The sequence below is a fragment of the Bradyrhizobium sp. ISRA430 genome, from assembly GCF_029909975.1.
Lineage (GTDB): Bacteria > Pseudomonadota > Alphaproteobacteria > Rhizobiales > Xanthobacteraceae > Bradyrhizobium.
In genome coordinates this window covers 965,354-991,278 of sequence record NZ_CP094516.1, presented here as the reverse complement: position 1 = coordinate 991,278, position 25,925 = coordinate 965,354, and the positions used below count along the sequence as shown (strand labels likewise).

At 64.6% G+C, this 25,925-nt stretch carries 22 protein-coding genes; 3 read left to right on the top strand and 19 right to left on the bottom strand.

Annotated features, from left to right (window positions below; genetic code table 11):
• Positions 1-100 precede the first annotated feature (100 nt).
• Positions 101-751: a protein-L-isoaspartate(D-aspartate) O-methyltransferase gene (locus MTX21_RS05110; RefSeq protein WP_280963733.1), complete on the bottom strand. Its 651-nt coding sequence runs from the start codon at positions 749-751 to the stop codon at positions 101-103.
• 213 nt (positions 752-964) lie between these two features.
• On the opposite strand from MTX21_RS05110, the gene MTX21_RS05105 reads away from it, so the two are divergent.
• Positions 965-1,336 carry a response regulator gene (locus tag MTX21_RS05105; protein ID WP_280963732.1) on the top strand — a complete coding sequence of 124 codons (372 nt, stop codon included), beginning with the start codon at positions 965-967 and terminating at the stop codon, positions 1,334-1,336.
• A gap of 3 nt (positions 1,337-1,339) precedes the next feature.
• On the opposite strand, the gene surE is transcribed toward MTX21_RS05105, so the two are convergent.
• The 12 genes from surE to MTX21_RS05045 all read right to left on the bottom strand — a co-directional run bounded on the left by surE (position 1,340) and on the right by MTX21_RS05045 (position 13,465).
• Positions 1,340-2,107, bottom strand: coding sequence for a 5'/3'-nucleotidase SurE (gene surE, locus MTX21_RS05100; RefSeq protein ID WP_280963731.1), 768 nt, complete (start codon positions 2,105-2,107; stop codon positions 1,340-1,342).
• A gap of 164 nt (positions 2,108-2,271) precedes the next feature.
• Entirely contained in the window at positions 2,272-2,661 is a 390-nt protein-coding gene (locus tag MTX21_RS05095) for a hypothetical protein (RefSeq protein ID WP_280963730.1), read from the bottom strand.
• Positions 2,662-2,735: 74 nt separating this feature from the next.
• Complete coding sequence (serS, locus tag MTX21_RS05090) at positions 2,736-4,067, bottom strand: serine--tRNA ligase (protein WP_280970814.1); 1,332 nt, start codon at positions 4,065-4,067, stop codon at positions 2,736-2,738.
• A gap of 203 nt (positions 4,068-4,270) precedes the next feature.
• Positions 4,271-5,080, bottom strand: a complete 810-nt coding sequence (tatC, locus tag MTX21_RS05085) for a twin-arginine translocase subunit TatC (RefSeq protein WP_280970813.1) — start codon at positions 5,078-5,080, stop codon at positions 4,271-4,273.
• Positions 5,077-5,601 (bottom strand): Sec-independent protein translocase protein TatB, encoded by a 525-nt coding sequence (tatB, locus tag MTX21_RS05080; protein ID WP_280970812.1) that lies wholly within the window; start codon positions 5,599-5,601, stop codon positions 5,077-5,079. Before tatB ends, tatC begins: the two co-directional genes overlap by 4 nt.
• 85 nt (positions 5,602-5,686) lie before the next feature.
• Positions 5,687-5,920: a twin-arginine translocase TatA/TatE family subunit gene (locus MTX21_RS05075; RefSeq protein ID WP_011087519.1), complete on the bottom strand. Its 234-nt coding sequence runs from the start codon at positions 5,918-5,920 to the stop codon at positions 5,687-5,689.
• 166 nt (positions 5,921-6,086) lie between these two features.
• Entirely contained in the window at positions 6,087-6,824 is a 738-nt protein-coding gene (gene scpB, locus MTX21_RS05070; RefSeq protein ID WP_280970811.1) for an SMC-Scp complex subunit ScpB, read from the bottom strand.
• Positions 6,825-6,845: 21 nt separating this feature from the next.
• Complete coding sequence (locus MTX21_RS05065; RefSeq protein WP_280970810.1) at positions 6,846-7,685, bottom strand: ScpA family protein; 840 nt, start codon at positions 7,683-7,685, stop codon at positions 6,846-6,848.
• Positions 7,682-8,710, bottom strand: a complete 1,029-nt coding sequence (nagZ, locus tag MTX21_RS05060) for a beta-N-acetylhexosaminidase (RefSeq protein ID WP_280970809.1) — start codon at positions 8,708-8,710, stop codon at positions 7,682-7,684. Before nagZ ends, MTX21_RS05065 begins: the two co-directional genes overlap by 4 nt.
• Before the next feature lie 46 nt (positions 8,711-8,756).
• Entirely contained in the window at positions 8,757-10,328 is a 1,572-nt protein-coding gene (locus MTX21_RS05055; protein ID WP_280970972.1) for an SPOR domain-containing protein, read from the bottom strand.
• Positions 10,329-10,468: 140 nt separating this feature from the next.
• Positions 10,469-12,259, bottom strand: a complete 1,791-nt coding sequence (argS, locus tag MTX21_RS05050; protein WP_280970808.1) for an arginine--tRNA ligase — start codon at positions 12,257-12,259, stop codon at positions 10,469-10,471.
• A gap of 9 nt (positions 12,260-12,268) precedes the next feature.
• Positions 12,269-13,465, bottom strand: coding sequence for a deoxyguanosinetriphosphate triphosphohydrolase (locus tag MTX21_RS05045; protein WP_280970807.1), 1,197 nt, complete (start codon positions 13,463-13,465; stop codon positions 12,269-12,271).
• A 131-nt stretch (positions 13,466-13,596) separates the two neighbouring features.
• On the opposite strand from MTX21_RS05045, the gene erpA reads away from it, so the two are divergent.
• Positions 13,597-13,926: an iron-sulfur cluster insertion protein ErpA gene (erpA, locus tag MTX21_RS05040; RefSeq protein ID WP_280970806.1), complete on the top strand. Its 330-nt coding sequence runs from the start codon at positions 13,597-13,599 to the stop codon at positions 13,924-13,926.
• Here erpA and MTX21_RS05035 read toward each other — a convergent pair.
• A complete protein-coding gene (locus tag MTX21_RS05035; RefSeq protein ID WP_280970805.1) occupies positions 13,923-16,247 on the bottom strand; it encodes an ATP-binding protein in 2,325 nt (774 codons plus the stop codon). The two genes, erpA and MTX21_RS05035, sit on opposite strands and share 4 nt — an antisense overlap.
• A 147-nt stretch (positions 16,248-16,394) precedes the next feature.
• On the opposite strand from MTX21_RS05035, the gene xth reads away from it, so the two are divergent.
• On the top strand, positions 16,395-17,192 hold the full coding sequence (gene xth, locus MTX21_RS05030) for an exodeoxyribonuclease III (protein ID WP_280970804.1): 798 nt from the start codon (positions 16,395-16,397) through the stop codon (positions 17,190-17,192).
• 60 nt (positions 17,193-17,252) lie between these two features.
• Here xth and MTX21_RS05025 read toward each other — a convergent pair whose 3' ends face one another.
• The 5 genes from MTX21_RS05025 to MTX21_RS05005 all read right to left on the bottom strand — a co-directional run bounded on the left by MTX21_RS05025 (position 17,253) and on the right by MTX21_RS05005 (position 25,852).
• Positions 17,253-18,077 carry a tetratricopeptide repeat protein gene (locus MTX21_RS05025; protein WP_280970803.1) on the bottom strand — a complete coding sequence of 275 codons (825 nt, stop codon included), beginning with the start codon at positions 18,075-18,077 and terminating at the stop codon, positions 17,253-17,255.
• The gene (gene ilvD, locus MTX21_RS05020) at positions 18,064-19,788 is read right to left on the bottom strand and encodes a dihydroxy-acid dehydratase (protein WP_280970802.1); all 1,725 of its coding nucleotides are present in this window, start codon (positions 19,786-19,788) and stop codon (positions 18,064-18,066) included. The genes MTX21_RS05025 and ilvD overlap by 14 nt, the downstream gene beginning before the upstream one ends.
• 1,309 nt (positions 19,789-21,097) lie before the next feature.
• Positions 21,098-24,334: a CusA/CzcA family heavy metal efflux RND transporter gene (locus MTX21_RS05015; RefSeq protein WP_280970801.1), complete on the bottom strand. Its 3,237-nt coding sequence runs from the start codon at positions 24,332-24,334 to the stop codon at positions 21,098-21,100.
• Position 24,335: 1 nt separating this feature from the next.
• On the bottom strand, positions 24,336-25,556 hold the full coding sequence (locus MTX21_RS05010; RefSeq protein WP_280970800.1) for an efflux RND transporter periplasmic adaptor subunit: 1,221 nt from the start codon (positions 25,554-25,556) through the stop codon (positions 24,336-24,338).
• Between the two features lie 14 nt (positions 25,557-25,570).
• The gene (locus MTX21_RS05005; RefSeq protein ID WP_280970971.1) at positions 25,571-25,852 is read right to left on the bottom strand and encodes a metal-sensing transcriptional repressor; all 282 of its coding nucleotides are present in this window, start codon (positions 25,850-25,852) and stop codon (positions 25,571-25,573) included.
• Between the last annotated feature and the right edge of the window lie 73 nt (positions 25,853-25,925).

The following is a 25,925-nucleotide window of genomic DNA, read 5'->3' as shown; positions in this document are numbered from 1 at the left end:
CTCGTACGCAACAGAACTGGTCTTTTAAGTAAACACGCGCCGAGTAAATAACGGCTTAACCCTCCCAATAAGATGTTGGCAGCACAACCGATCCGGGAATCTACAACTCCCGTGCCACGCCGGGCAGCGCGGGCACGAAGCGGACGTCGACCAGTTCCTTGCGCTCCAGGCCCGTTTCACTACGGGTCAGGCGGATCAGCGTCTGCACGCCCTGATGCGGCCCGACCGGCGCGATCAGGATGCCGCCGACATCGAGCCGCTCGATCAGATTCTCCGGAATCTGCTCCATGGCGGCCGTCACAATAATCCGGTCGAACGGGCCGATATTGGCGGGCAGGTTGAGGCCGTCGCCCAGCATCACCTCGACATTGTGACAGCCGAGCTTCTCGAGCCTGGCGCGCGCGGCATCGGCGAGCCTGCGGTAGCGCTCGACTGTGAGCACATGCCCGGCGAGCCGAGACAGCACGGCAGCCTGGTAGCCGGAGCCGGCGCCGATCTCGAGGACGCGGTGCTGCTTCCGGAGCTGAAGCTGTTCGGTCATGTAGGCGACGACGAAGGGCTGGCTGATGGTCTGCCCGCAGGCGATCGGCAGCGCGCTGTCGCGGTAGGCATCCTCGCGATCGGCCTCGTCGACGAACAACTCGCGCGGCACCTCCTCCATGGTGCGCAGCACCGCTTGGTCGCTGATCCCCCGACGCCTCAGCGTGAGCTGAAACATCATCTTCTCCGGCGGCTGCTGATGGGAGGCCATGTGCCTGTGTTCGTCTCTTCGGGACAGTGCCGAACTCTCGATTCTTGTTCCGGCTCAGGAACTCATGATAGCCTTTTGGCGCAGCACTTGACCACATTTGGCCAGCAACGGATCAACTGCGATCGCCGTTTGCAGGTTTCCGCCAGCCGAAACGCGCATTGCGTCGCTTGGCGTTATCTGCGAACGTTTGTGCGAATGGGCAAGGACTCACTTATGGCTGCGGGAAGGCTGTCGGGCCGTTCTGTATTCCTCGTCGAGGACGAGGTCATGATCAGAATGATGGTCGCGGACATGCTGGAAGAGCTCGGCTATAGGGTCGCGGCTGAGGCAGGCGACATCAACGAGGCGATCCGGCTCGCCCAATCGACCGAGTTCGACCTCGCCATCCTCGACGTCAACGTCAACGGCAAGGTGATCTCGCCGGTCGCCGACCTGATCAAGGCCAAGGGCTGCCCCTTCATCTTCGCGACTGGTTACGGCTCGTCGGGCTTGCCCGAGCAATATCGCGACCGGCCGGCGCTCCAGAAGCCGTTTCAGCTCGACGCGCTCGGCAAGACCATCGAAGCCGCGCTTCGCGGCGGCTAGATCCTATTTCAGCATCGCGTCGAGCGCCTCGGAAAACGCTTCATCGGTGCGGTCGAGCCTGAGCGGCGTGACCGAGACGTAGCGGTCCCGCAATGCCGCGAGGTCGGTGCCGTCGGCAGGCGTGTCCAGCATCGCGGTCCGCTCGAAGCCGATCCAGAAATAGGGATTGCCGCGGCCGTCCCGGCGCTCGTCGATCTTGAGGAAGCCGAGATTGCGCTTGCCCTGCCGCGTCACGCGGATGCCGAGAACATCCTCGGGCGCACAGGACGGGAAGTTGACGTTGATCACCGTATCCTTCGGGACGCCTGCCGCGATCACCTTGCGCAGGATGTCGGGCCCGAACTTGCGCGCGGTGTCCCACGGCGGACGTTCGCGTGTCTCGATGCTGAATTCCTGCGACAGCGCGAACGACGGCAGGCCCAGTATGGTGCCTTCCAGCGCGCCGGCAATGGTGCCGGAATAGACCACGTCCTCGGCGACGTTGCGGCCCTTGTTGACCCCGGACAGCACCACATCGGGCAGCTTGGCGCCCAGGATGTGGCGGGCACCCATGATGACGCAGTCAGTCGGGGTGCCGCGCACGGCAAAGTGCTGCGGACCGACCTCGCGCAGGCGCAACGGGTCGTTCAACGACAGCGAATGCGACACGCCGGACTGGTCGAGCTCGGGGGCCACCACCCAAACATCATCGGACAGCGCCCGCGCGATTTCCTCCACGACCTTGAGCCCGGGGGCGTGGATACCGTCGTCGTTGGTGCAGAGAATGCGCATGCCGGGGTCGATTCCAAGAGTTGGGTGAGGCGTTGGAGGCCGTCTTATCTGGCTCTGGCCGATCAGGCAAACTAGCTGGTTTTGCGGGATTTCGGCTGAGCCCGACAATCCAGGACTGCTGGAACCGCTGCCCCGAGTCGGCCGCCTCTTCCGGCCCTGCCCGCCTAACGTCGGATGCGCCATTGCGGCAGGAAGCGCGCGAGTCTGCCTTCGGCCCGCAACTTCATCGCCGGCATGACCGGGTTCGCGGCCGGCGATGCGTCGATCCGGTCGAGCGCATCCAGTTGCGCTACGTCGAGCCCATCCAGTTGCGCTACGATGGGAGCGGCCGCTTGTGCTTGCGGAAAGCGTCCGCGTGCCACCGTCAGCGCCTTATCAAAGTCCTCGACATTGACGCCGGGCTTGGTCCGCCGGTTCTGGATGAGATCGTCGTCCCAGAGCCGCGCGATCGCGATGTCCAGCACGCCGCGCAAGCGCTGGTCGACGGCCTGGATGCCAAATCCGGTCACCGCCCATTGTCTGCCGACCCAGAAGATGTCGCGGTGCAAGGGCATGAGGCTGCGATTTCGAGTTCTCGGGCAGCCGTCAGGATATCCAGCCGCCCGATCTTCGCAACCCGAACGACGTACTACTCGCGCGCGATCACCTTCAGCCCGCCCATATAGGGCTGGAGCACGTCCGGGACGGCGATCGAGCCGTCCTCCTGCTGATAGGTCTCCATCACCGCGATCAGCGCGCGGCCGACCGCGGTGCCGGAGCCGTTCAGCGTGTGCACGAAGCGCGGCTTTCCGTCGGGTCCGCGCGAGCGCGCATCCATGCGCCGCGCCTGGAAGTCGCCGCAGACCGAGCAGCTCGAGATCTCGCGGAACATGCCGCCCTCGCCCTGCCCGGGCATCCAGACTTCGATGTCATAGGTCTTTTGCGCCGAGAAACCCATATCCCCTGCACAGAGCGTCATCACGCGGTAGTGCAGGTCGAGCTGGCGCAGCACTTCCTCGGCGCAAGCGAGCATCCGCTCCAGCTCGTCCTTGCTCGTCTCCGGCGTCGTGATCGACACCAGCTCGACTTTGGTGAACTGGTGCTGGCGGATCATGCCACGGGTGTCGCGCCCGGCAGCGCCAGCCTCGGCGCGGAAGCACGGCGTCAGCGCGGTGAGCCTCATCGGCAACTGCTTCTCGTCGAGGATGGATTCGCGCGCGAGATTGGTGAGCGACACCTCCGCCGTCGGGATGAGGCCGAGACGCTCGGTCCGCAACCGCTCCTGGTCCGGCGCGGCCAGCAGTTCGCCCTTGATCGCCCAGAACTGATCGTCCTCGAATTTCGGCAGTTGCCCGGTGCCGAACATCACCTCGTTGCGCACCAGCAGCGGCGGATTGATCTCGGTGTAGCCGTGCTCGGTCGTGTGCAAGTCGAGCATGAACTGACCGATCGCGCGCTCCAGGCGCGCCAGTCCCTTCTTCAGCACGACGAAGCGCGCGCCGGAGAGTTTTGCCGCCGCTTCGAAATCCATGTAGCCGAGCGCGCTGCCGAGATCGTCATGCAGCTTCGGCGCGAAGCTGTAGTTGCGCTTGTTGCCGAAGACATGGTGCTGCACGTTGCCGTGCTCGTCGACGCCATCGGGCACTTCATCAAGCGGCAGGTTCGGGATCGCAGAGAGCTCCTTTGCAAGCTCCTCATCGGCGGCTTTGGCGGCGGCCTCGAGCTGCGGCATCGTGGTCTTCAACTCGGCCACCTCGGCCATCAGCTTGGCCGCACGCGCCTCATCCTTCGTCTTCTTGGCGTCGCCGATCTCTTTCGAGGCAGCATTGCGCCGGGCCTGCGCCTGTTCGGAGGCCAGGATCGCCGCCCGCCGCTTCTCGTCGATCGCGAGCAGTGATGCCGACAACGGCTTCAGGCCCCGTCGTGCGAGGCCGGCGTCGAAGGCTTGCGGATTGTCGCGGATCGATTTGATGTCGTGCATGGCCGTGGTCCTGATGAGCGCTCAACGACCAACGCTCGTGCTGGGAGTTTGCGCCGCGCTTCCCACTACCACAGGCGTCATCGCCCGCGAAAGCGGGCGATCCAGTATTCCAGAGACGGCAGTGATTCCTCGATAGGCCGCGGCGTACTGGATTCCCCGCTTCCGCGGGGAATGACGTCCGCAATTGGGCACGGTCGAGCGCCCTACTCGGCCGGATTGGCGCTCGACGATGCGCCGCTGCTGGAGGCCTGCGACGCGGCCGCCTTCTTCTCCACCATCGCCACCGCGATGATCGAGCCCTCATAGAGAGCCAGCAGGGGAATGGCGAGCGAGCACTGGCTGAGCACGTCCGGCGGCGTCAGCACAGCCGCGATGATGAAGGCGATGACGATGAAATAGCGCCGCTTCTCCCGCAGCATCTGCGAGGTGATGATGCCGATGCGGCCGAGCAGCGTCAGGATCACCGGGAGCTGGAAGGCGATGCCGAAGGCGAAGATCAGCGACATCATCAGCGACAGATATTCGCCGACCTTGGGCAGCAGTGCGATCTGCGCGGTCTCCTCGCCCCCCGCCTGCTGCATGCCCAGCGAGAAGCGGATCAGCATCGGGAGCACGACGAAATAAACCAGCATAGCGCCCAGCACGAAGAAGAACGGGGTCGCGACCAGATATGGCAGGAAGGCCTGTTTCTCGTGCTTATAGAGGCCGGGCGCGACGAACTTGTAGATCTGCGTGGCGACGATCGGGAACGAGATGAAGCCGGCGCCGAACAACGCGAGCTTGAGCTGCGTGATGAAATATTCGAGCAACGCCGTGTAGATGAACTTCGAATTCTCCGGCCCCGCGACCCACACGAACGGCCAGACCAGCACGTTGTAGATCTGCTTGGCAAAGAAGAAGCAGAGGATAAAGGCCACGCCGAAGCCAAGCAGCGCCTTGATCAGCCGCGACCGCAGCTCGATCAGGTGGTCCATTAATGGCGCTTTGCTGGCTTCGATATCGGCGTCGGTCATGACGCTTTGGCGTCCTTGATCGCCTCGGGTGGCGCGGTGTCCTGGGTGACCGGCGCTGGCTCGACCTCACGGGTGATGGCGAGCGGTTCGTTCGCCGCGGCATGTGCCTCGGCTTCCACGAAGGTCTCGGGCGTCGGGGCTTCCGGTGTGGTTGGCGTTACCGGCGCCTCACTTGAAGTCGCCGGCGGCTCGATTGCAGCGGTCGTTGAGGTCTCGGCCGGCTTGTCGAGCGCATCGACGCGCAGCGCGTCGCTGACGTCCTTCTGCAGCGAGGTCATCAGGTTGTTGCCGGTGAAGCCGGAGGCGGCTTCCTTGACCTCATCAAAGCTCTTCTTGAGGTCGGCCATCTCGGCCTCGCGCATCGCCTCCTGGAATTGGCCCTGGAATTCGGCGGCCATCTTGCGGGCCTTGCCCATCCACTGTCCGACCATGCGCAGCACGCCCGGCAGCTCTTTCGGGCCGATGGCGACGAGCGCTACGACCCCGATGAGGACCAGTTCACTCCAGCCGATGTCGAACATGAGATGTTCCGTTCAGGCCAGCCGCAACCGGCCCAATCCTCTTCGCTAAGGGATCGGGGCCGCCCGCGTCTGTCCACTCTTTGGCTCAGACGGCCTTGCTGCCGACGTCGGACCGGGCCGCGGTCGGCGCGGCATTGTGCTCGATGGACTTGGCCGGCTCCGGCTTGTCGGCGGGCTTGTCGTCGTCCTGCATGCCCTTCTTGAAAGCCTTGATACCCTGCGCCACGTCACCCATCAGGTCCGAAATCTTGCCGCGGCCGAACAGCAGCAGGACCACTGCGATCACCAAGATCCAGTGCCAAATGCTAAGCGAACCCATCCTGCAACCCTCCAAACACGCATGGCCGGGGACCGGCCGATCTTTACCGAAACCTAGGCTTCGCAGGTGTCAAAAACAAGGACCAAGGCAGCGCCAATTCGCTGTTGGCGCTAGGTAATCTTGCTAGTGTTAACTCGTCGCAGGGGGCCCGTAGAAAGACGGGACGTCAGTCCTCGCTGCCGCCCTCGCCGCCACCTTCCGATGTCTCCGGCTCGGGTGCAGGCGCGAGCGCCAGGTCGAGGTCGTCGCCCGGTTCCAGCGGATCCTCGTCCTCGCGCAATGTCGGATCATCGGAGGGATTCGGCACGCTGAAGCCGGTCGGCAGCCGCGAATCCAACAGGCCCGTGCCTTTCAGCTCCTCCAGACCCGGCAGGTCGCCAAGCTGTTCCAGGGTAAACTGCGACAGGAAGGCCTCGGTGGTTCCGAAGGTCAACGGACGGCCCGGCGTCTTGCGCCGGCCGCGCGGCTTGATCCAGCCGGTCTCCAGGAGCACGTCCAGCGTGCCCTTCGAGGTCACGACGCCGCGGATCTCCTCGATCTCGGCGCGCGTCACCGGCTGGTGATAGGCGATGATCGCCAGCACCTCGATTGCGGCGCGCGACAGGCGGCGGGTCTCAGTGCTCTCCCGCGTCATCAGCCAGGCGAGATCGCCGGCGGTGCGGAACGTCCATTTGTTGGCGACGCGCACGAGGTTCACTCCGCGCGTCGCATATTCAGCCTGCAACTGGTTGAGTGCGGCCTTGACGTCGACGCCTTCTGGCATCCGCTTGGCCAGCGTCGCGGTATCCAGCGGTTCGCTCGAGGCGAACAGCAACGCTTCGAGCAGCCGCAATTCTTCGGGGCGCGCCTGGGATTCGTTGTCCATCGGCTCGACCTCTTCTACCCGAACTTCCGCCAAGGCCATGGCAGCTTCTCCTTCTTGCACTTAACCGACCGGAGCGTCAGGCGCAGGAGCTGCGTCTGGTACCGGTTTATGGCGCCCCTTCCGAAAATAGATGGGCGCAAACGCCTCTTTCTGGTTCAGTTCCAACTGACCTTCCCGCACCAGTTCGAGCGCGGCGGCGAAGCTCGAGGCGAACACTGTCGCGCGCTGCGACGGATCGGCGACGTAGCGGACCAGGAAGTCGTCGAGGCTTCCCCAGTCATCCGATTCAGTGATGCTGCCGACCAGCCGCTCCAGAGTGGCGCGTGCTTCGGCGAGCGACCACACCGTGCGCTTGGCGAGATGTACGCTCGCGAGCACACGCGACTGGCGCTGCGCGGCATAGGCGGTGAGCAGGTCGTACAGCGTCGCCGTGTATTTCGGATGCTTGACCTCGGCGATCTGCTCGGGCTCGCCCCGCGGGAAGATGTCACGCAGCAACTGCTGCCTGTTCATCAGCCGGTTGGCGGCCTCGCGAATGGCTTCCAGGCGGCGCAGCCGGTTGGCGAGCGCAGTCGCCATCTCTTCTGCGCTCGGACCTTCAGCCGTCGGCGGCTCTGGCAAAAGCAGGCGCGACTTCAGGAACGCGAGCCAGGCCGCCATCACGAGATAATCGGCCGCAAGCTCCAGCCTGATCTTTCGCGCCGCTTCGATGAAATGCAGGTACTGATCAGCCAATGCCAGGATGGAGATCTTGGCGAGATCGACCTTCTGCTGCCGCGCCAGCGCGAGCAACAGGTCGAGCGGGCCCTCATAGCCCTCGACATCAACGACCAGCGCCGGTTCACCCTCGGCAAGCTCTGCGGGCCGCCCAGTTTCGAACGATAGAATTTCTGCGGTCATGCGGAAGCCGTGTTTGCCCGTGCGATCAATGCGTCCAGTTCCGCGCGAGCGGCCGCCCGGTCGAACGGCTGCGGCGGCTTGCGCGCGGCGAGCGCAGCATTCGCCCGGTCCAATGCCTTGCCCGACAGTTCAGGCGTTTGCCCGGCGACATCGCGCATCTCCTCGATGTTGCCATTGCAGTGCAGAGCCATGTCGCAGCCGGCCGCAAAGATGGCCCGGGTCCGCTCGGCGAGGCTCCCCGCCAGTGCGTTCATCGACACGTCATCACTCATTAACAAACCCTGGAACCCGATCAGGCCACGAATCACCTGAGCTATCATTGTCGCAGAAGTCGTCGCCGGATGGGCGGGGTCGAAGGCGCTAAACACAACATGTGCAGTCATGGCCATCGGCAGATCCGCGAGCGGCCTGAAGGCGGCGAAATCCGTCCGTTCCAGCTCATCCCTGGGCGTGTCGACGGTCGGCAGCTTGAAATGGGTGTCGGCGGTCGCGCGTCCGTGGCCGGGGATGTGTTTGAGAACGGGCAGCACACCGCCCTGTTCCAGCCCGTCCGTCACTGCGCGCGCGATCGCCGCGACCTTGCCCGGCGAGGTGCCATAGGCGCGGTTGCCGATTACGGCGTCGGCGTCCGGAACCGGTACGTCTGCCAACGGCAGGCAGTCCACGGTGATGCCAAGATCGGCCAGATCGGCCGCGATGAGCCGGGCGCTGAGGCGCGCGGCCGTCAGCCCAAGGGCCGAATCAGTGTCGTACAGGGCCGCGAAAACGGCGCCTGGCGGATAGACCGGCCAGTGCGGCGGGCCTAGCCGCTGCACCCGTCCACCTTCCTGATCGATCAGGACCGGGGCATCAGGGGCGTCTGCAGCGTCCCGCAATTCCCTAACCAGTGAAGCGACTTGCGCCGGATTATCGACATTGCGCTTGAAGAGAATGAAGCCCCATGGCCGTTCGGCACGGATAAACTCCCGCTCGGCGGCGGTCAGTTCCGTTCCGGATACACCGGTAATGAAGGCCCGCGTGCTCATAAGGGCCGATTAACCCTACCCCGCTAGGGGGTCAAGGAAAGCGCCGTTAATTCCTCTGGACGAGGCACTGCGGTCCACCGGCAGATTTCAGACTGTTGCAGACCTGCACGGCCTCATCCGCCGAACCGAACGGCCCCGCGAAGGCGCGGTAGACGATTCCCTTGCCCTTGTCGGTAAGATCGACCCGCTTCACCACCGGAGACCGCGGGCCCAGCACGTTGCCGTACTTGCCTTGGAGCACACGATAGGATGCCTGGGCGCTCTCTTCGCTGAGCTGCGAGGAGACCTGCACCAGATAGCCACCACCAGCGCTGCTCGGGGGCGCGATCTGCGTCGGATTCGTTGCCGCCATCCGCTGCCCCGCCATTGGTGCGGGCGGTTCGGACGGTGCCAGCGACAGCGGTTGGTTGGCGCTGGCATTGGCCGAGGTCGGCGGATTGTGTGATGAGGTCGGCGCAGCGATAGGCTTCGGCGGAGCCGCGGGCTTCGCGGCCGCAGCCGTTTGCGGCGTCGTGCTGTCGGTCTGATCGCCCTTCACGGCGAGTGTCTTGATCCGGCGCGGCTCGTTATTCGGCAGAGTGCCGTTGCTGGCCATCTGGCCTGCGTTCGGCGGCGGCAGCGTTGACGGCGAGACGCTCGCGACCGGCGGCGGATTTGCGTTCTGGTTCAGCGGCGGAAACACCACGCGTGGACCGCCCGACTTGGCGTTGAGATCGACCGGCGCTTCCTCGCGCGGAACGATCTTCTCGCTGCCGTCGCCGCTCACCATGCGGTCCGGCACCTTGGCCGAGGAGTCGGACGGCGTCGGCACGACCTTGGTTGGCGTGTTGTCGGCCTTGATGATCGGCGGCTCGCCGCTACGCGGCGATCCCATGTAGCTCTTGTAGGCGAAGGCTGCGCCGGTGCCGACCACGGCCAGCGCCAGGATCGCCACGACCGTCATCATGCCGCCGCGCTGCTTTTTGGGCTCGTCGAGCTCAGCCTCGGGATAGTCGCTCTGGAAGGCGTAAGGATCGTCCGGATACGCCGCCTCGCGTTGAAAATCCTCCTGGCCAGCCTCGAGACGTCCGTACAGGGCCTCATCGTAGCGCGACGGATCGGGCTGCTCGTGTGGATCCTGGTACGCTTGGTCGTGGTAGGCTTGGTCCCGGTAGCCCTGATCCTGATACGCTTGCCCCTGATGGGCCTGCGGCTGATCAAAATCAGGCTCCCGCTGTGCCGGCTGCGCCGAATAGCGATGCAGCGGGTGCACGGGATTCACCGTCACGGGATAGTCGGGCTGCGGCGCAGATGCGGGCTGCTGCGGCTGTACGTTGGCGCGGCGCATCCATGACGGCGGCCCGGGCGGAGGCGCCGGCGGGGCCGGCTCCTCGTAGCCCTGCTGGTAGCTATCCTGCGGGTAATCGTCTTCCGGATGGTGTTGGGCCGGCTGCTGGTACGGTGCGGGCGCAGGCGCCGCCTTCCGCGCGCCGGGCTCGCCCTGCGCCGCAAACGGATCGGTCTGCCCGATCAGGCGGGCGAGTTCGGCCAAAGGATCGCTTTCCGCCCGCCCATGCTGGTCGTCACCACGACGATAGTCATCGGAAGGAAACGGTCTGTGCTGATATCGATCGGCCATCGTGATGATGCGTCCCTTCGGGAAAGCCGCGCGCCCCTCGACCAAGGCGCGACTTTCGACCCACAAGGCTTTCAACCAAGTCTAAGCGGTCCGGCTTCTGCCGGTTACCCCCGAATTCCCATTAAGTAGTTCGCCCCAAACTACCGCATCTCGTTCGGGGCATGGACGCCGAGGATGGCGAGGCCCGATGCCAGGACCGAGACGACGCCCTGGACCATGGCCAGCCGCGCCTTTGTAAGCTGTGCATCATTATTGATAATGAAGCGTAAATAGGGCAGATCGCGCCCCTTCGTCCAAAGCGCGTGAAATTCGCTAGCTAAGTCATAGAGATAAAAGGCAATTCGGTGCGGCTCATGGGCGCCTGCTGCCGCTTCCAGCATCCGCGGATAAATTGCGAGCCGCTTGAGCAGGTCGAGCTCCGCCGGGTCTGACAGCCGCTCCAGCGCCGACTCGCCGAGCCAGGCAAGGCGCTTGTCCGCCTCCTCAGGGAGTTCTGGAAATACCTCCGCCCTGGCGTTCCGGAAAATCGAGTGACCGCGGGCATGGCCGTACTGCACGTAGAATACCGGGTTGTCGCGCGATTGCTCCATGACCTTGGCGAGGTCGAAATCCAGCACCGCATCATTCTTGCGGTAGAGCATCATGAAGCGGACGGCGTCCTGGCCGACCTCATCCACGACCTCACGCAAGGTGACGAAGTCCCCGGATCGCTTGGACATTTTGACTGGCTCGCCGTTGCGCAGGAGCTTGACGAGCTGGACGATCTTGACGTCGAGGCTTCCCTTGCCGGATGTCGTCGCTTTCACCGCCGCCTGCATGCGCTTGATGTAGCCGCCATGGTCGGCGCCCCACACGTCGATCATCTCGGCGAAGCCGCGGTCGAACTTGTTCTTGTGGTAGGCGATGTCGGAAGCGAAGTAGGTGTAGGAGTTGTCCGACTTGATCAGCGGACGATCGACATCGTCGCCGTAAGCCGTCGCCTTGAACAGGAGCTGTTCGCGATCTTCCCAGTCCTCGACCGGCGCGCCCTTCGGCGGCGGTAGGCGGCCCTCGTAGATGTCGCCCTTGGCGCGCAGGAAATCGATGGTCTCGGCAACCTTGTTGTTGTCGCTCTCGATCAGCGAACGCTCCGAGAAAAACACGTCGTGGCGGATGTTGAGGGCGGCAAGATCGTCCTTGATCTCGTCCATCATCATCGCGATCGCCTTGGCGCGAACCGTCGGCAGCCACTCGGCTTCACTCATCGTGAGCAGCTTGTCGCCGTGCTCCTTCGCGAGGGCCGCGCCGACTGGCTTGAGATAGTCGCCCGGATAGAGCCCATCGGGGATCGGGCCGATGCTCTCGCCCAGTGCCTCGCGATACCTGAGGAAGGCGGACCGTGCCAGCACGTCGACCTGGGCGCCGGCATCGTTGATGTAGTACTCGCGCGTCACGTCGTGGCCGGCGAACTGCAGCAGGCTGGCCAGCGCATCGCCGAACACGGCGCCGCGGCAATGGCCGACATGCATCGGTCCGGTCGGGTTGGCCGAGACATACTCGACATTGACCTTCGACCCGCCATGGATGCGGCCGTACTCGCCGCCCTCGCGCAGCACGGTCCGCAGCGACTCGGTCCAGGCGGCGGGCTTCAGCGTGAGGTTGATGAAGCCGGGACCGGCGACGTCGACCTTGGCGATCAGCGCGTCGGCGCGGAGCCGCTCCGCAATCTGCTCGGCGAGGTCGCGCGGCTTGGTCTTGGCTTCCTTCGCCAGCACCATGGCGGCGTTGGTCGCCATGTCGCCATGAGACGGGTCGCGCGGCGGCTCGACCACCACGCGCGAGAAATCGATGCCCTCGGGCCAGTTGGCTTCCGTCGCGAGTGCGCGGCAGGCGGCGTGCACGCGCGCGAGCACGTCGGCGAACAGGTGCAGAGATGAAGATGTGTCGGGCATGGGCGCCGCCTAACGCAAATCCGGGGTCGAGTCAAAGAGCCGCTGGTGCTCGGTCAGGGCGAAACGGTCGGTCATTCCTGCAATGAAATTGCCGATCCGGCGGGCGCGGTCGCCCTCGCTGTCGCCCTCCGCACCCAGCAGCCATTCCGGCGGCAGTTCGGCCGGCGACGTCAGGTATTTTGCGAACAGGTCGAACAGGATCTGCTCCGCCTCCTCCATCACCCGCATCACCCGCTTGTGGCGGTACATGTGCTGATAGAGGAAGGCCTTGATGGCGGCCTCCTCCTCGGCCACGGCGGGCGGAAACGCTATCAGCGCCCGGCTCTGCCGACGCACGTCCTGGGCCGACTGCGGCTTGACCGCGGCGAGGTTCTTCTGCGCCTCCGCGAATACCGCGCCGATCAGATGCGAGATCAGCTCGCGCACCAGTTCGGCACCACGCCTGACGTCCTCTAGATCGGGATAGTGGGCGGCAGTCTCGGCGATGATCTCGGCCGTGAGCGGCATCACCCTGAGATCATCGAGGTGGAACAGGCCGGCACGCAGGCCATCGTCGATGTCATGGGCGTCGTAGGCGATGTCGTCGGCGATCGCGGCCACCTGCGCCTCCAGCGAGGCGAAGCTCCACAATTCGAGATCATATGTCCTGACGTAGTCGGCGATACCGACGGGAACGCCGTGCTCGCGGTAACGCCCGACCGGCGCGCCGCTGCGATCCGTCAGCGGGCCGTTGTGCTTGACGATGCCTTCCAACGACTCCCAGGTGAGATTGAGCCCGTCGAATTCGGGATAGCGGTGCTCGAGCGCGGCGACGACGCGCAGGGTCTGGGCGTTGTGGTCGAAGCCGCCGAAGCTTTTCAGGCACGCGTCGAGCGCCCGCTCGCCGGCGTGACCGAATGGCGGATGGCCGAGATCATGGGCCAGCGCCAGGGTTTCCGTGAGATCCTCGTCCAGTCCAAGCTGACGGGCCAGCGCACGGGCAATCTGGGCAACTTCCAGCGAATGGGTCAGCCGGGTGCGGTAGTGATCCCCCTCATGGAACACGAACACCTGGGTCTTGTACTTCAGGCGGCGGAATGCGGTGGAGTGGATCACACGGTCGCAATCGCGCCGAAACGGGCTACGAGTCCGGCTCGGCGGCTCCGCGACCAGCCGGCCGCGGCTGCGATCGGGATCGCAGGCATAGGGCGCGCGGGGGGCAGCCATTCCGACAGACACGACGAATTTAGTCCCTATCCATTTGATTCTGCGGACCCTTGCACTTAACTATGCCGGACGCGGGATACCAAATGAATTGGGCAAGTGAATTCGGTATGACGCGCGATCGGAGACGAACGATGACGACTGACGTGACCATCAGCGACCGCGCCGCCCGCCGGATCGGGGAGATCCTCAAGGGCGAAGGTTCCGGCGCGATGCTGCGGATCTCGGTCGAGGGCGGCGGTTGCTCCGGCTTCCAATATAAGTTCGACATCGACCGCGCGCGGGCCGACGACGATCTCGTGATCGAGCGCGACAACGCGGTGGTGCTGGTGGATTCCGCGTCCCAGCCGTTCCTCGCCGGGTCGGAGGTCGATTTCGTGGACGATCTGATCGGCGCCTCGTTCCGTGTCAACAATCCCAACGCGACCGCCTCGTGCGGCTGCGGGACGAGCTTCTCGATCTAGACGCCTGCCACGGTTTTCCCCTCGCCCGCCAACTCCGCTTCGAACGGCGCCTCCGGCTGAAGTGGTGCGTCGTCTGACGCCACGTGGTTCAGCGCCCGCAGCAGCGCCGCGATCAACGCAGGCTGGCGCAAAGGTTTTGCCAAAAAGTCCGACATGCCGGCCTCGCGGCAGATCTTGACGTCCTCGGGGAAGGCGTTGGCCGTCAGTGCGATGATCGGCAACGCTGCGAAGCGCCCGCCCTGCGCGCGGATCGCACGGGTCGCGGCAAGCCCATCCATGTCGGGCATGCGCACATCCATCAGGACCACGTCGTAGCCGACTTCGGAAACGGCCTCCACGGCCTCGACGCCGTCGGTCACAACCCGCAGCTCGACGTCGAAGGCGCCGAGCATCTTGCTCACGACCATGCGGTTGACGGCGTCGTCTTCCGCGACGAGCACGTTCAACGGCCGGTCGAGATCAGCGATGCGGGCTTTGAGCTCGTCCGCCTCGTCGCGGCCGGCCTCCTGGTCGGAGGCCAGCGCCTGGCCCCAGGGCAGCACCAGCGTGAAGCGGAAGGTCGATCCCTTGCCCGGTGTCGAGGTGACGCCGATGGTGCCGCCCATCTGCTCGATGATGCGCCGGGAGATCGCGAGCCCAAGTCCGGTGCCGCCGAAACGGCGGCTGATCGAGGCGTCGGCTTGCGAGAAGTCGGTGAAGAGCTGGCCGACCTTCTCCGGTGCGATGCCGATGCCGCTGTCGGTCACGGTCCATTCTACGGTGGCGAGCAGGTCGCGCCGCGCCTGGCAGGTCACGGCGATGGTCACCTCGCCGGTGTCGGTGAACTTCACCGCATTGGAGGCGAGGTTGAGCAGCACCTGACGGATGCGCGCGACGTCGCCGCGTAGCGCGGGCGGCAGGTTGGGATCGAGCTCGACCTTGACCGCCAGCCCCTTGCTCTTGGCGCCTGCCCGCACCACGGTCGCAACCGTCTCGACCAGCGCCCGCGGCGCAAAATCGATCGCCTCGAACTCGAAGCGCCCAGCCTCGAGCTTGGAGAGGTCGAGGATGTCGTTGAGGATGCGCTGCAGATTATCGCCGGATTCGCGGATCGTGGTGACGGCCTCGTGCTGCTCCGGATCAAGCTTGGTCTCGAGCAGCATCGTGGCAAGTCCGAGCACGCCGTTCATGGGCGTGCGGATCTCGTGGCTCATCACCGCCAGGAAATCCGATTTCGCGCGGCTCTCGGCCTCGGCCTTCTCGGCGCGCCAGCGCTCGGTCACGTCGCGGCCGAAGCCGCGATAGCCAAGGAACTGGCCGTCGCGGTCATAGGCAGGCTTCGCAGTCAGCGACCACAGCCGCGCCTCGCCGCCGGCGACGACCTTGACGCTCATCTCATGCAGCGGCTCGCCCTGCTCCATCAGGCCGACGACGTTGTAGGCCGCCGTCTTGTCCTCGGGACAGAGCATGTCGAGGACATCGGCGAAGTGCGATCCCTTCAGCAGCGGAAGGGGGAGCTGCGCGACGGCGGCAAAGCGCTCGGGCACGTCGGTCAGATGTCCGTCGGCGTCGGTCTGCCACAGCCAGTCGCTGGCGTTTTCCTGGAAGTCCTTCAGCAGCAGCGAAATGATCTCCGTCTGCCGTTCGAGCGCGAGCTGTGCCTTGAGATTGCCGAGGAAAAGGTTGCCCTGCGAGACGATGTTGCGCGCCATGAAAAACGCGAACAGCAGCAGGAACACCGAGGTCACGAGGTAAGGCCCGGCGCCGCACAGCAGCAGCGCTCCGGCGCAGGCGATCGTCATGGTCGCGAGATAGACAAGGCCGGCGCGGGGGAAGGTCGACAGCGTGAAGGCACCGCCAGACATCATCCCGACCATCAGGCAGGCGAGGATGAGCTGGCTGGTCGGCTCGACGCGGCTGAACAGCGCGAGCGGCAGCGTGCCCCAGATCGCCGCGAGGAAAAACGCCCGACGCATCATCTGCCGCATGGCGCCGCTCGAGGCCTCCTGCGGCGCCTTCTGATGCGATCGCTGCCATGAGCGCACCGCGAGCGAAGCGGCGGCGGCGAGCGTCAGGCCCCAGACCGCCAGGAAGCCGTTCCAGCCCCTGCCCCAGAACAGGATCAGCACGATCGCAACCGTGAGCAGGTTCACGGCCATCGTCACGGGGATGAGCCGCATCACCGCGTCGATCTGCTTGGCGCGGATGCGGCGCATCTCGCGCTCGCCGAGATCGGCGGTCAGGCCATCCTCGATCTCGAAGCCGCCGAGCCAATACAGGAACGCACCGACAAGGCCGTCACGCGGCTGATGTCGACTTAAGGACTTTTCCGGCCATCCCATCCGAGCAACCTTTTCGCCAATCAATGGCCCAGAGCCGGCTTAAGCCGGGTTAATTTTGTGGGCGATTTTGTGCCCGCCGGGGCGCCGCCTTGACGGGCGCGTTTGCAGTTTGTTCTAACGGTGGCCTCTCGCCTGGAGCCGCCCGACATGTCCATCAGAGTAGCTACTTGGAACGTGAACTCGGTCCGGCAGCGGATCGACCCTCTCCTGACCTGGCTTCGGGAGTGCCAGCCGGACATCGCCTGCCTGCAGGAGATCAAATGCGTCGACGAGGCCTTCCCGCGGCTCGAAATCGAGGCGCTCGGCTATAACGTCGTCACCCATGGGCAGAAGACGTTCAACGGCGTCGCCCTGCTCTCCAAATTCCGTTTCGACGAGACCAAGTCGGGGCTCGCCGGCGACGACGAGGACGCCCACGCCCGCTTCCTCGAGGGAGTCGTGACGCTCAAGCGCGGGGTGCTGCGCATCGCCTGTCTTTATCTGCCCAACGGCAATCCGGTCGGCAGCGACAAATATCCCTATAAGCTCAAATGGATGTCGCGACTTCTTGAGTATTCGAAGGAGCGGCTTAAGACCGAGGAGCCGCTGATCCTCGCAGGCGACTTCAACGTTATCCCCGCCGCCCGCGACGTCTACAACCCGGTCGCTTGGACCGAGGACGCCCTGTTCAAGGCCGAGACACGCGAGAGCTTTCAGTCCCTGCTCGGCCTCGGCCTGACCGACGCATTACGAGCGGTCACCGACGAGCCGGGGCTCTACACCTTCTGGGACTACCAGGCCGGCGCTTGGCAGAAGAACCAGGGCCTGCGGATCGACCATCTGCTGATGTCGCCGCAGGCGAGCGACCGGCTCGCCAATGTCGGCATCGACAGCTATGTGCGTGGCTGGGAGAAGCCCTCGGACCACGTGCCGGTGTGGGCGGATCTGGATCTCGAGGCGGTGTGAACTATGGTCTGATGGCGGGCACGGCGCCGAGGCGCCTTCGCCCACCCCACGGCGCAGTGATCACTCCCGGCGGCCCTGCACCCACTGCTCGAGCATTTGCAGGCACATCGCACGGTCGTCGTCGGAGGCTTTGGCGAAGGCGCGGTTATAGCTTTCCTTGATCCAGGTCTCGTCGGCCCCGGCGCTGTCGCGCGCCAGGGTCAGCCACATCAGGCCGCGCGCGGCCTGCCGCGGCAGGCGGTCGCCGTTGAACAGCATCTGGCCGAGCAGCGCCTGCGCCTCGTGCTGGCCCTTCTGAGCCGCAAGCCCGAGCCAGCGCGCGCCATAGCGGAAATCCTCGCGGGAGGCGTCCGGCGTCTTCAGGTACAGGCGGGCGAGATCGTACTGCGCATCCGCATTGCCGAAATAGGATGCGGCATAGGAGAACATCTCTCGTGCCCGGTCCGGGTCGGCCTTGATCTTCGAGTTCGGGATGCCGCTGAGATAGTAGCGGCCGAGCGCGACGAAGGCGTTGGCCACGATCTGCGCCTGCGGCGCCGACGGGCTGTCCTCGGCATGGGCATTGGCGATCCGGCTGAAATATTCGAACGCGCGCAAGTCGTCCTGCGCGACGCCGTCGCCATTGGCGTACATGCGGCCAAGCTTCCACTGCGCGATCGGATGGCCGCCTTCGGCAGCATATTGCAGGGCGCTGAGCGAGGTTTCCTGGGTTACGGCCGGCGGTACGGCCTTGCGCAGTGCACCGGCAGCGTTCGGTGCTGCCGTGACAACCGGGATAGCCGTATCCTTCTGGTTGACCGGCGCACCGTCGAAAGCGAGCGCAGGCGCGGCCAACGCTAAAGCCCCGAACGCAAACGCAACTATGGTACGCCTAGATGTCCGCATAGCACTGCTTCTCGTGCGCGCCACCCGGATGGGTTACTGCCCCACCGAGCGCTGGCCCAACCTGCTGAGCATACTTCCAGAGCGCACCCGACGTATGGTTAGTCGCGCGAGGCCGCCACTTGGTCTGGCGCTGAGCCAGCTCATCGTCGCTCAATTTTACGTTAAGGGTACCGGCGACCGCATCGATCTCGATGATGTCGCCGTCCTCGAGCAGCCCGATCGGGCCGCCGACGGCCGCTTCGGGCCCGACATGGCCGATGCAGAAGCCGCGGGTGGCGCCCGAGAACCGGCCGTCGGTGATGAGCGCAATCTTGCCGCCCATGCCCTGCCCGGTCAGCGCCGCTGTGGTCTGGAGCATTTCCCGCATACCGGGGCCGCCTTTCGGCCCCTCGTAGCGGATCACGATGACTTCGCCTTCCCGATAGGTGCGCTTCTGGACCGCCTCGAAAGCGTCCTCCTCACGGTCAAAGCACCGGGCCGGACCGGTAAACCTGAGGTTGGACATTCCCGCGACTTTCACGATCGCACCTTCTGGCGCCAAATTGCCCTTCAGACCCACCACACCACCGGTGACGGTGATCGGCTTGTCCGCCGGGTGCACCACATCCTGGTGCGGATTCCACTTCACGCTCTTGAGGTTTTCGGCGATCGTGCGGCCCGTAACGGTAAGGCAGTCACCGTGCAGGAAGCCGTTGTCGAGCAGCGTCTTCATCAGAAGCGGTATGCCGCCAACTTCAAACATGTCTTTGGCGACATAACGGCCGCCCGGCTTCAAATCCGCGATATATGGTGTCTTTTTGAAGATTTCGGCGACGTCGAACAGGTCGAACTTGATGCCGGCTTCGTGAGCGATCGCCGGCAGGTGCAGCGCAGCATTGGTCGAGCCGCCGGAGGCGGCGACCACGGCAGCGGCATTTTCCAATGACTTACGGGTAACGATATCGCGCGGCCGGATGTTGTCGGCGATCAGGTCCATGACCTTCTCGCCGGCCGTCATGCAGAAGGCGTCGCGGATTTCGTAAGGCGCGGGGGCGCCGGCCGAGTACGGCAGCGCCAGCCCGATGGCTTCCGAGACGGTCGCCATGGTGTTGGCGGTAAATTGCGCGCCGCAGGCACCGGCCGAGGGGCACGCCACGCGCTCGATCTCGTCGAGGTCCTCGTCGGACATGGCGCCGACCGAGTGCTTGCCGACCGCCTCGAACATGTCCTGCACCGTGACCTGCTGCCCGCGGAAATTACCGGGCAGGATCGAGCCGCCGTAAATGAAAATCGAAGGCACGTTGAGGCGGACCATCGCCATCATCATACCGGGTAGCGACTTGTCGCAGCCGGCAAGGCCAACGAGGGCGTCATAGGCGTGGCCGCGGACCGTCAGCTCGACGGAGTCGGCAATGCATTCGCGCGACGGCAGCGAGGACCGCATGCCGTCATGACCCATGGCGATGCCATCGGTCACGGTGATGGTGCAGAATTCGCGCGGGGTGCCACCGGCCGAGGCGACGCCCTTCTTCACCGCCTGGGCCTGGCGCATCAGGGCGATGTTGCAAGGCGCGGCCTCGTTCCAGCAGGAGGCGACGCCGACGAAGGGCTGGTGGATCTGTTCGGTGGTCAGACCCATGGCGTAGAAGTACGAGCGATGGGGGGCGCGCGCAGGGCCTTCCGTGACGTGACGGCTCGGCAGCCTGCCCTTGATGTTCGTCTTCGCGTCCATCGCAAACCAGTTTCCCCAGCCAACCCTTTCAGACCCGAAAAGTTAGACCCAAGATTTGAATCGACCCTGGGATTTTTCTCGTCGTCTGCGCCGGCCGCCGTGTGCCCCTAAAACATTAGAGGGATTTTATTCATGTTAGGGTGTGGCCAAAAAGCGGCGCTGATGCGAACGGACTGCGGTGAGGGCTAAATCGCAAGAAACTGTTGCATGGATAGCACGATCGTGGCTCGCAAGACACGGACAGGCTTACTGACATACCTCTCGAGCGAGACCGATCCACAATCTCAGATTTCGTGACGGCGTCTGCGCGCCTGTGTCCGTCGCGATGATCGGACGCACATGAACTGAGTCGCTGCTGCTGTCCCTCTCCACTGTCATGGTCGGGCTTGTCGGCCATCCACGCACCGCCCTGCGTGAGGGTAGATGTGGATGTCCGAGGAAAGTCCCGGGCATGACGACCAAGGTTGTGACGTGCACCTGTCTCCACGTCGTCATTGCGAGCGCAGCGAAGCAATCCAGACTGCTGCCGCGGTGGGGTTCTGGATTGCTTCGCTGCGCTCGCAATGACGGAGAAGGTGCGGGGTCTCGACTAGTCCAAATCACATTTCAAATCGCAGACACACCTTCGCCTTCTCGCGGCGGATTTCGCCCGAGCTTTGCTTCGTCTTGCCACCCCCTTTTAGCCAAGAGGGCGCAGGGAAGGCCGGATGCCGGCTGGCACCCGAAAGATCCGCTGTGCGCATGTAGCGCAAAGGAGATGCACAGCGGCAGACAGGTGAAGCCCAACACACGGCCTTCCCTGCGCAGTGGGTTGACGGCTTATGCCGCGCTCTCCCGGGAGCCGATTTCCTTCTGGCCTCCCTCACTCCGCGAATTGACGGTGCCGTCCGCCCGGTTGGGCTCGCGTGCACCTCCGCGAGAGCTTGACCGTAGCAACGACGGCCAGGACCACCCGGTTTTGCCGTACGCGCGTTCGCCGATCGCCACAGGGTTCGACGGCGTCGTGCACGTAGCCATCGAAATGTTGGCGAGACGAACCTTACAGCGCCGCTCGTCTGCACGCTGCCCTCGGGCTCACAGGGACGACCCGCCCTGCCCGCGCCTCTCGTGCCGACGCTGCCGCGTCCACCGCAACCCGGCCCGCGAAATCGCGACGACGTACGATCGCCCCTCTTGGTGAGCCGGGATGGCCAACACATACGACAAATCCGAATTTCGGTAAAGCGGAATCCTTTCGCGACGCAGGCTTGACAACGGCCAGTCGTCGGAAAGCATCAAGTGTTTTGCCCGTCGGGCAGATCAAAAACCTTTATTCGGCAGCTCGCTGGATACCTCTCGATCCGGTGGAATGGTTCGCGGCCCGCTCCGCGAACCTCGCATAGAGTGCTGGCAACACGACTAGCGTCAGCACTGTGGCGGTTAACAAGCCGCCGATGACGACGGTGGCAAGCGGCTTCTGCACCTCGGCGCCGGTCCCAGTCGCAAGCGCCATCGGCACGAAGCCGAGCGATGCCACCAGCGCCGTCATGACGACGGGACGGAAGCGCGTCAGGGCTCCGTCGCGTATTGCCTGAGCAAGTGGCACACCTCCGTCGATCAGCGACCGTATCTGGGTCAACATGACCAGACCGTTGAGCACGGCGACTCCGGACAAGGCAATGAAGCCGACCGCGGCAGATATCGAAAACGGCATACCCCGCAGCCACAACGCGGCGATCCCGCCGGTCAACGCGAGCGGTACGGCACTGAAGACGACGAGCGCATCGCGCGCCGATCCCACTGCCCCGAAGAGAAGTAGGAAGATCATCGCGAAGCATGCTGGGACGACGATGGTTAGCCGCTGGCGCGCGACCGAGAAGCTCTCGAACTGTCCGCCCCATGCCAAGTAGCTCCCCGGCGGCAACTTCACCTCTTCCCCGACTTTCGCTTGGGCCTCAGTGACCAGCGATCCGATGTCCCGCCCGCGGACCTCGGCTGTCGTGACGACGCGCCGCTTGCCGTTCTCGCGACTGATCTGGTTGGCCCCTTCGGTCTGGTCAAACGTTGCGACAGCCCGCAAGGGCACCGTTGGCGCAGGCGCGTTCGGGTTCGAATGCGGCAACGGCACCGGGAGGCTTTCGAGCGCGGAGATGTCGCCGCGCAGCGCGTCGTTCAGCCGGACTACGATATGGAAGCGCCGGTCTCCCTCGAACACCAGCCCCGCCGCGCGCCCGCCGACGGCAGTCTCGATCAGGTCCTGGACGTCTGCGAGATTGAGGCCCCGCCACGCGATCTCAGCCTTGTCGATCCGGATCTCCAGGAACGGCAGCCCGCTGGTTTCTTCGACTTTCACGCTTTCGGCGCCCTCGATCTTTCTCAGGACGTCCGCGATGCGGGACGCCGTGCGCTGCATCTCGGTGAAATCATCGCCGAACACCTTGATGCCGAGATCCTCGCGGACGCCGGCGATGAGCTCGTTGAAGCGCATCTCGATCGGTTGCGAGAAGCCGACCTTGTTTCCGGGCATCTTGGTCGCCTCCGCCTCGATCTCTCGGATCAGATCGTCCTTCGTCATCGACGGGTCCGGCCATTCGCTTTGCGGCTTGACGATGATGTAAGTGTCGGACGCGCTCGGCGGCATCGGATCGGCTGCCAGGTCCGGCGTGCCAGTGCGCGAGAAGACGAACGCGACCTGCGGGAACTTGCTGATCACCTTCTCGATCTCGAGCTGCATGGCCTGAGCCTGCGCCAGCGCCGTACTCGGCACGCGCTTCACCTCCATGACGATGTTTTTCTCGTCGAGCGTCGGCGTGAATTCCTGACCAAGGCGGGAGAATACGACGAGCGATGCGGCAAATAGGACGGCAGCCGATGCGACGACCAGGCCGGTATTTGCGATGCTACGCGACAGGATCGGCGCGTACGCGTTCTTCAGCCACCGAACCACAAAGTTCTCGTTCTCCCTCACCGGCCTGGTCAGGGCGATCGCAGTTGCAGCGGGGACGAAGGTAAGGGAGACCACGAAGGCCGTGGCCAGCGCGATCATCACCGTGAGGGCCATGGGCTCGAAGGTCTTGCCCTCTACGCCGGTGAAGGCGAGCAGCGGGACGTAGACGAGGATGATAATGAGCTGGCCGTAGACGGTCGGTCGGATCATCTCGACCGCTGAATCGGTGACCGTCTTGAGTCGTTCGTTACGCGTCAGGGTGCGCCCCAAGGTGACCTGCCGTTCGGCGAGGTGCCGGAGACTGTTCTCGCAGATGATCACCGCGCCGTCGACGATCAAGCCGAAATCGAGCGCGCCAAGGCTCATCAGGTTCGCGCTGATGTGCCCCCGCAGCATTCCCGTCGCCGTCAACAACATGGTGACCGGAATGACGCAGGCGGTGATCAGGGCCGCCCGGAAGTTGCCAAGCATCAAAAACAGCACGGCGATCACTAGCAGCGCGCCTTCCGCCAGGTTGGTCGCGACGGTGCGGATCGTGGCGTCAACGAGCTGCGTACGGTTGAGCACCGTCCGAGCGTGGATGCCCGGGGGAAGCATCTTGCTGATCTCCTTGATCTTGGCGTCCGCCGCAGCGGCAACGGTGCGGCTATTCCCGCCGATCAGCATCAGGGCCGTTCCAAGCACGACCTCGCGGCCATCAACGCTGGCGCTTCCGGTTCTCAGCTCCTTCCCGATGGTGACTTCGGCCATGTCCCTGATCCGCACCGGCACGCCGTTGCGGGTCGAGACCACTATCTGTCCGATGTCCTCGACGTTCTCGACGCGCCCGGCGGCGCGGACTACATAACCCTCGCCGTTCTGCTCGATGTAGTTGGCGCCCCTGCTGGCGTTGTTGGCTTCGATCGCCTCGATGACTTGCTTGAAGGAGAGACCGTAGCCGACGAGCTTCACGGGATCCGGCTGCACCTGATACTGCTTTACGAAACCGCCGATCGCATCGGCGCCTGCCACCCCAGGCACGGTCTTCATCTGCGGACGGACGATCCAGTCCTGTACCGTCCTGAGGTAGACCGTCCGGCGAAAATCGTCGGCCAATCGCTCGCCCTCGGGGGTGAGATAACTGCCGTCGCTCTGCCAGCCGGGCTCGCCATCACGCACGACCGCGGTGGCGCCGGGCTTTTCGTACTCTACGGCCCACCAATAAATTTCGCCTAGACCGGTCGAGACCGGCCCCATCTTCACCTCGACGCCCGGCGGCAGCGAGGATTTGGCGTCGTTGATGCGTTCGGCGACGAGCTGCCGCGCGAAGTAGATGTTCGTGCCGTCGACGAAGACGATGGTCACCTGCGCGAAACCGTTCCGCGAGAAGGATCGCGTCGACTCCAGGCCGGGTATGCCGGCCAAGGCCGTCTCAAGGGTGACCGTGACCTGTTTCTCGATCTCGACCGGGGTCAGCGCCGGCGCCACGGCGTTCACCTGCACCTGGACGTTGGTCACGTCGGGAACCGCGTCGATCGGCAGTCTGGTCAACGACCACACGCCGGACGCCGCGGCAACCAGCACCACCAGAAGAACGAGCCAGCGACGCCTGACGGAGAAATCGACGATACGCGCGATCATCTCAGTCCTCGTCGCCCGGCTTGGAGAGCTCGGCCTTCAATGGAAAAGTATTCGAAGCCGCGATCGTTTCGCCGGCGGCAAGCCCGGACGTCACTTCGACCATCCCATCGTCCCGGCGACCGAGCACCACGTCCCGCTTCTCGAAGCCGTCGGAGGTCCGCACGAATACGACCTTCCGCCCATCCACGGTCTGGATGGCGGTCACCGGCACCACCACCGGGACCTGGCGCGACTCCACGGCAATGGCCGCCGTCACGAACGAGCCGGGCCGCCAGAACCGATCCGGATTATCCAGGACCGCCACGACGCGTGCGGCCCGCGTTTCCTTGTCGAGCAGTGGGCTGACGAAGATGATCTTGCCCGTCCCGACGCCGCTTGCGCCACGAATGGACACTGCGACGCTCTGCCCTTCGCGGACCGCCGGCAGATCGGAGGAATTAACCGTCATCTCGACCCAGACCCGGCTGAGGTCGATGATGACGAAGAGCTCGGTCTCGAGGTTGTCCCTCCCGACGGCGGTCCCGAGTTCAACCTTGCGTTCCACCACCCTTCCGGAGATCGGCGCACGGACGTTCTGAAGTCTCAGCGTCCCCTCGGGCGCCTGTGGGATCGCGGTAATCTCGCTTTCGTCGACCCCGAGCGCGAGCAGCTTTTGCCGGGCGATGTCGAGACGCATCGCCGTCTGCGATGCGGCGTTGCGCGACCTGATGTACTGCTGCTCGGGTATCGCCTTGCTACCGTCCCAGGCAGCCTTGTCGCGGGCTGCCAGATCCTGCTGCAGGTCATTCGACAGTCGGGCGGCCATGTATTCGCTCTTCGCGTCGGCCACTTCCCGGCTCTCCAGCGCTCCGAGAACCTGGCCCTTCTCGACCTCGTCTCCAATGTTCTTGCGGAGCTCGGCGACGGTTCCGGACAGCTTCACCGACACATGGGCGACGCGGTCGGCGTCCGGTGCGATGACGGCCGGGACCGACAATCTCGTCGCCATCGTCGCTGGCACAGCCTTGGCCTGCTCGATCTTGGCCAACGCGATCCGCTCGTCGTCCATCCGGATGATGGACTTCCGCTCCTCCGCCTGCGATTTCGAGTGCTGCGGCGGCTCCGCCGCGGCCAGGCCCACCGTCTTGCGCAGCGCCGATACGCCCGGTCCCCAGGCCGCGAGCGCGCCCGCTGCGACGACGACGGCGAGACCCAGCGTCCAAATGAACTTTCGAGAGGACATCGGCCGACTTCCGGTCAGAGGTAGCGCGAGATCGCCTTGAACTCGGCGAGCACGTTCTTGGTCGGCTTCGAGGAGCCGCCGTTGGCCGCGACGTCGAGGCAGTTGTCGACGTGATCGTGGATGAGCGTCCGCTTCGCTTCCGTGATCGCTTTCTCGACCGCGTGAAGCTGCTGGGCGAGGTCCAGGCAGGATCGGCCGTCGTCGAACATCTCGATGACGCGGCGAAGGTGCCCCTCCGCGCGCTTTAGGCGCTTGACGATCTGGCCGTGGCTTTCGTGGACGTGCTGTTCCGTCATCCTGCTCATCCTATCCTCTAGGAGGGGATACTCTAATCCGGATTGGGCGGAGCTGCGACTCCTCCACCGAAGT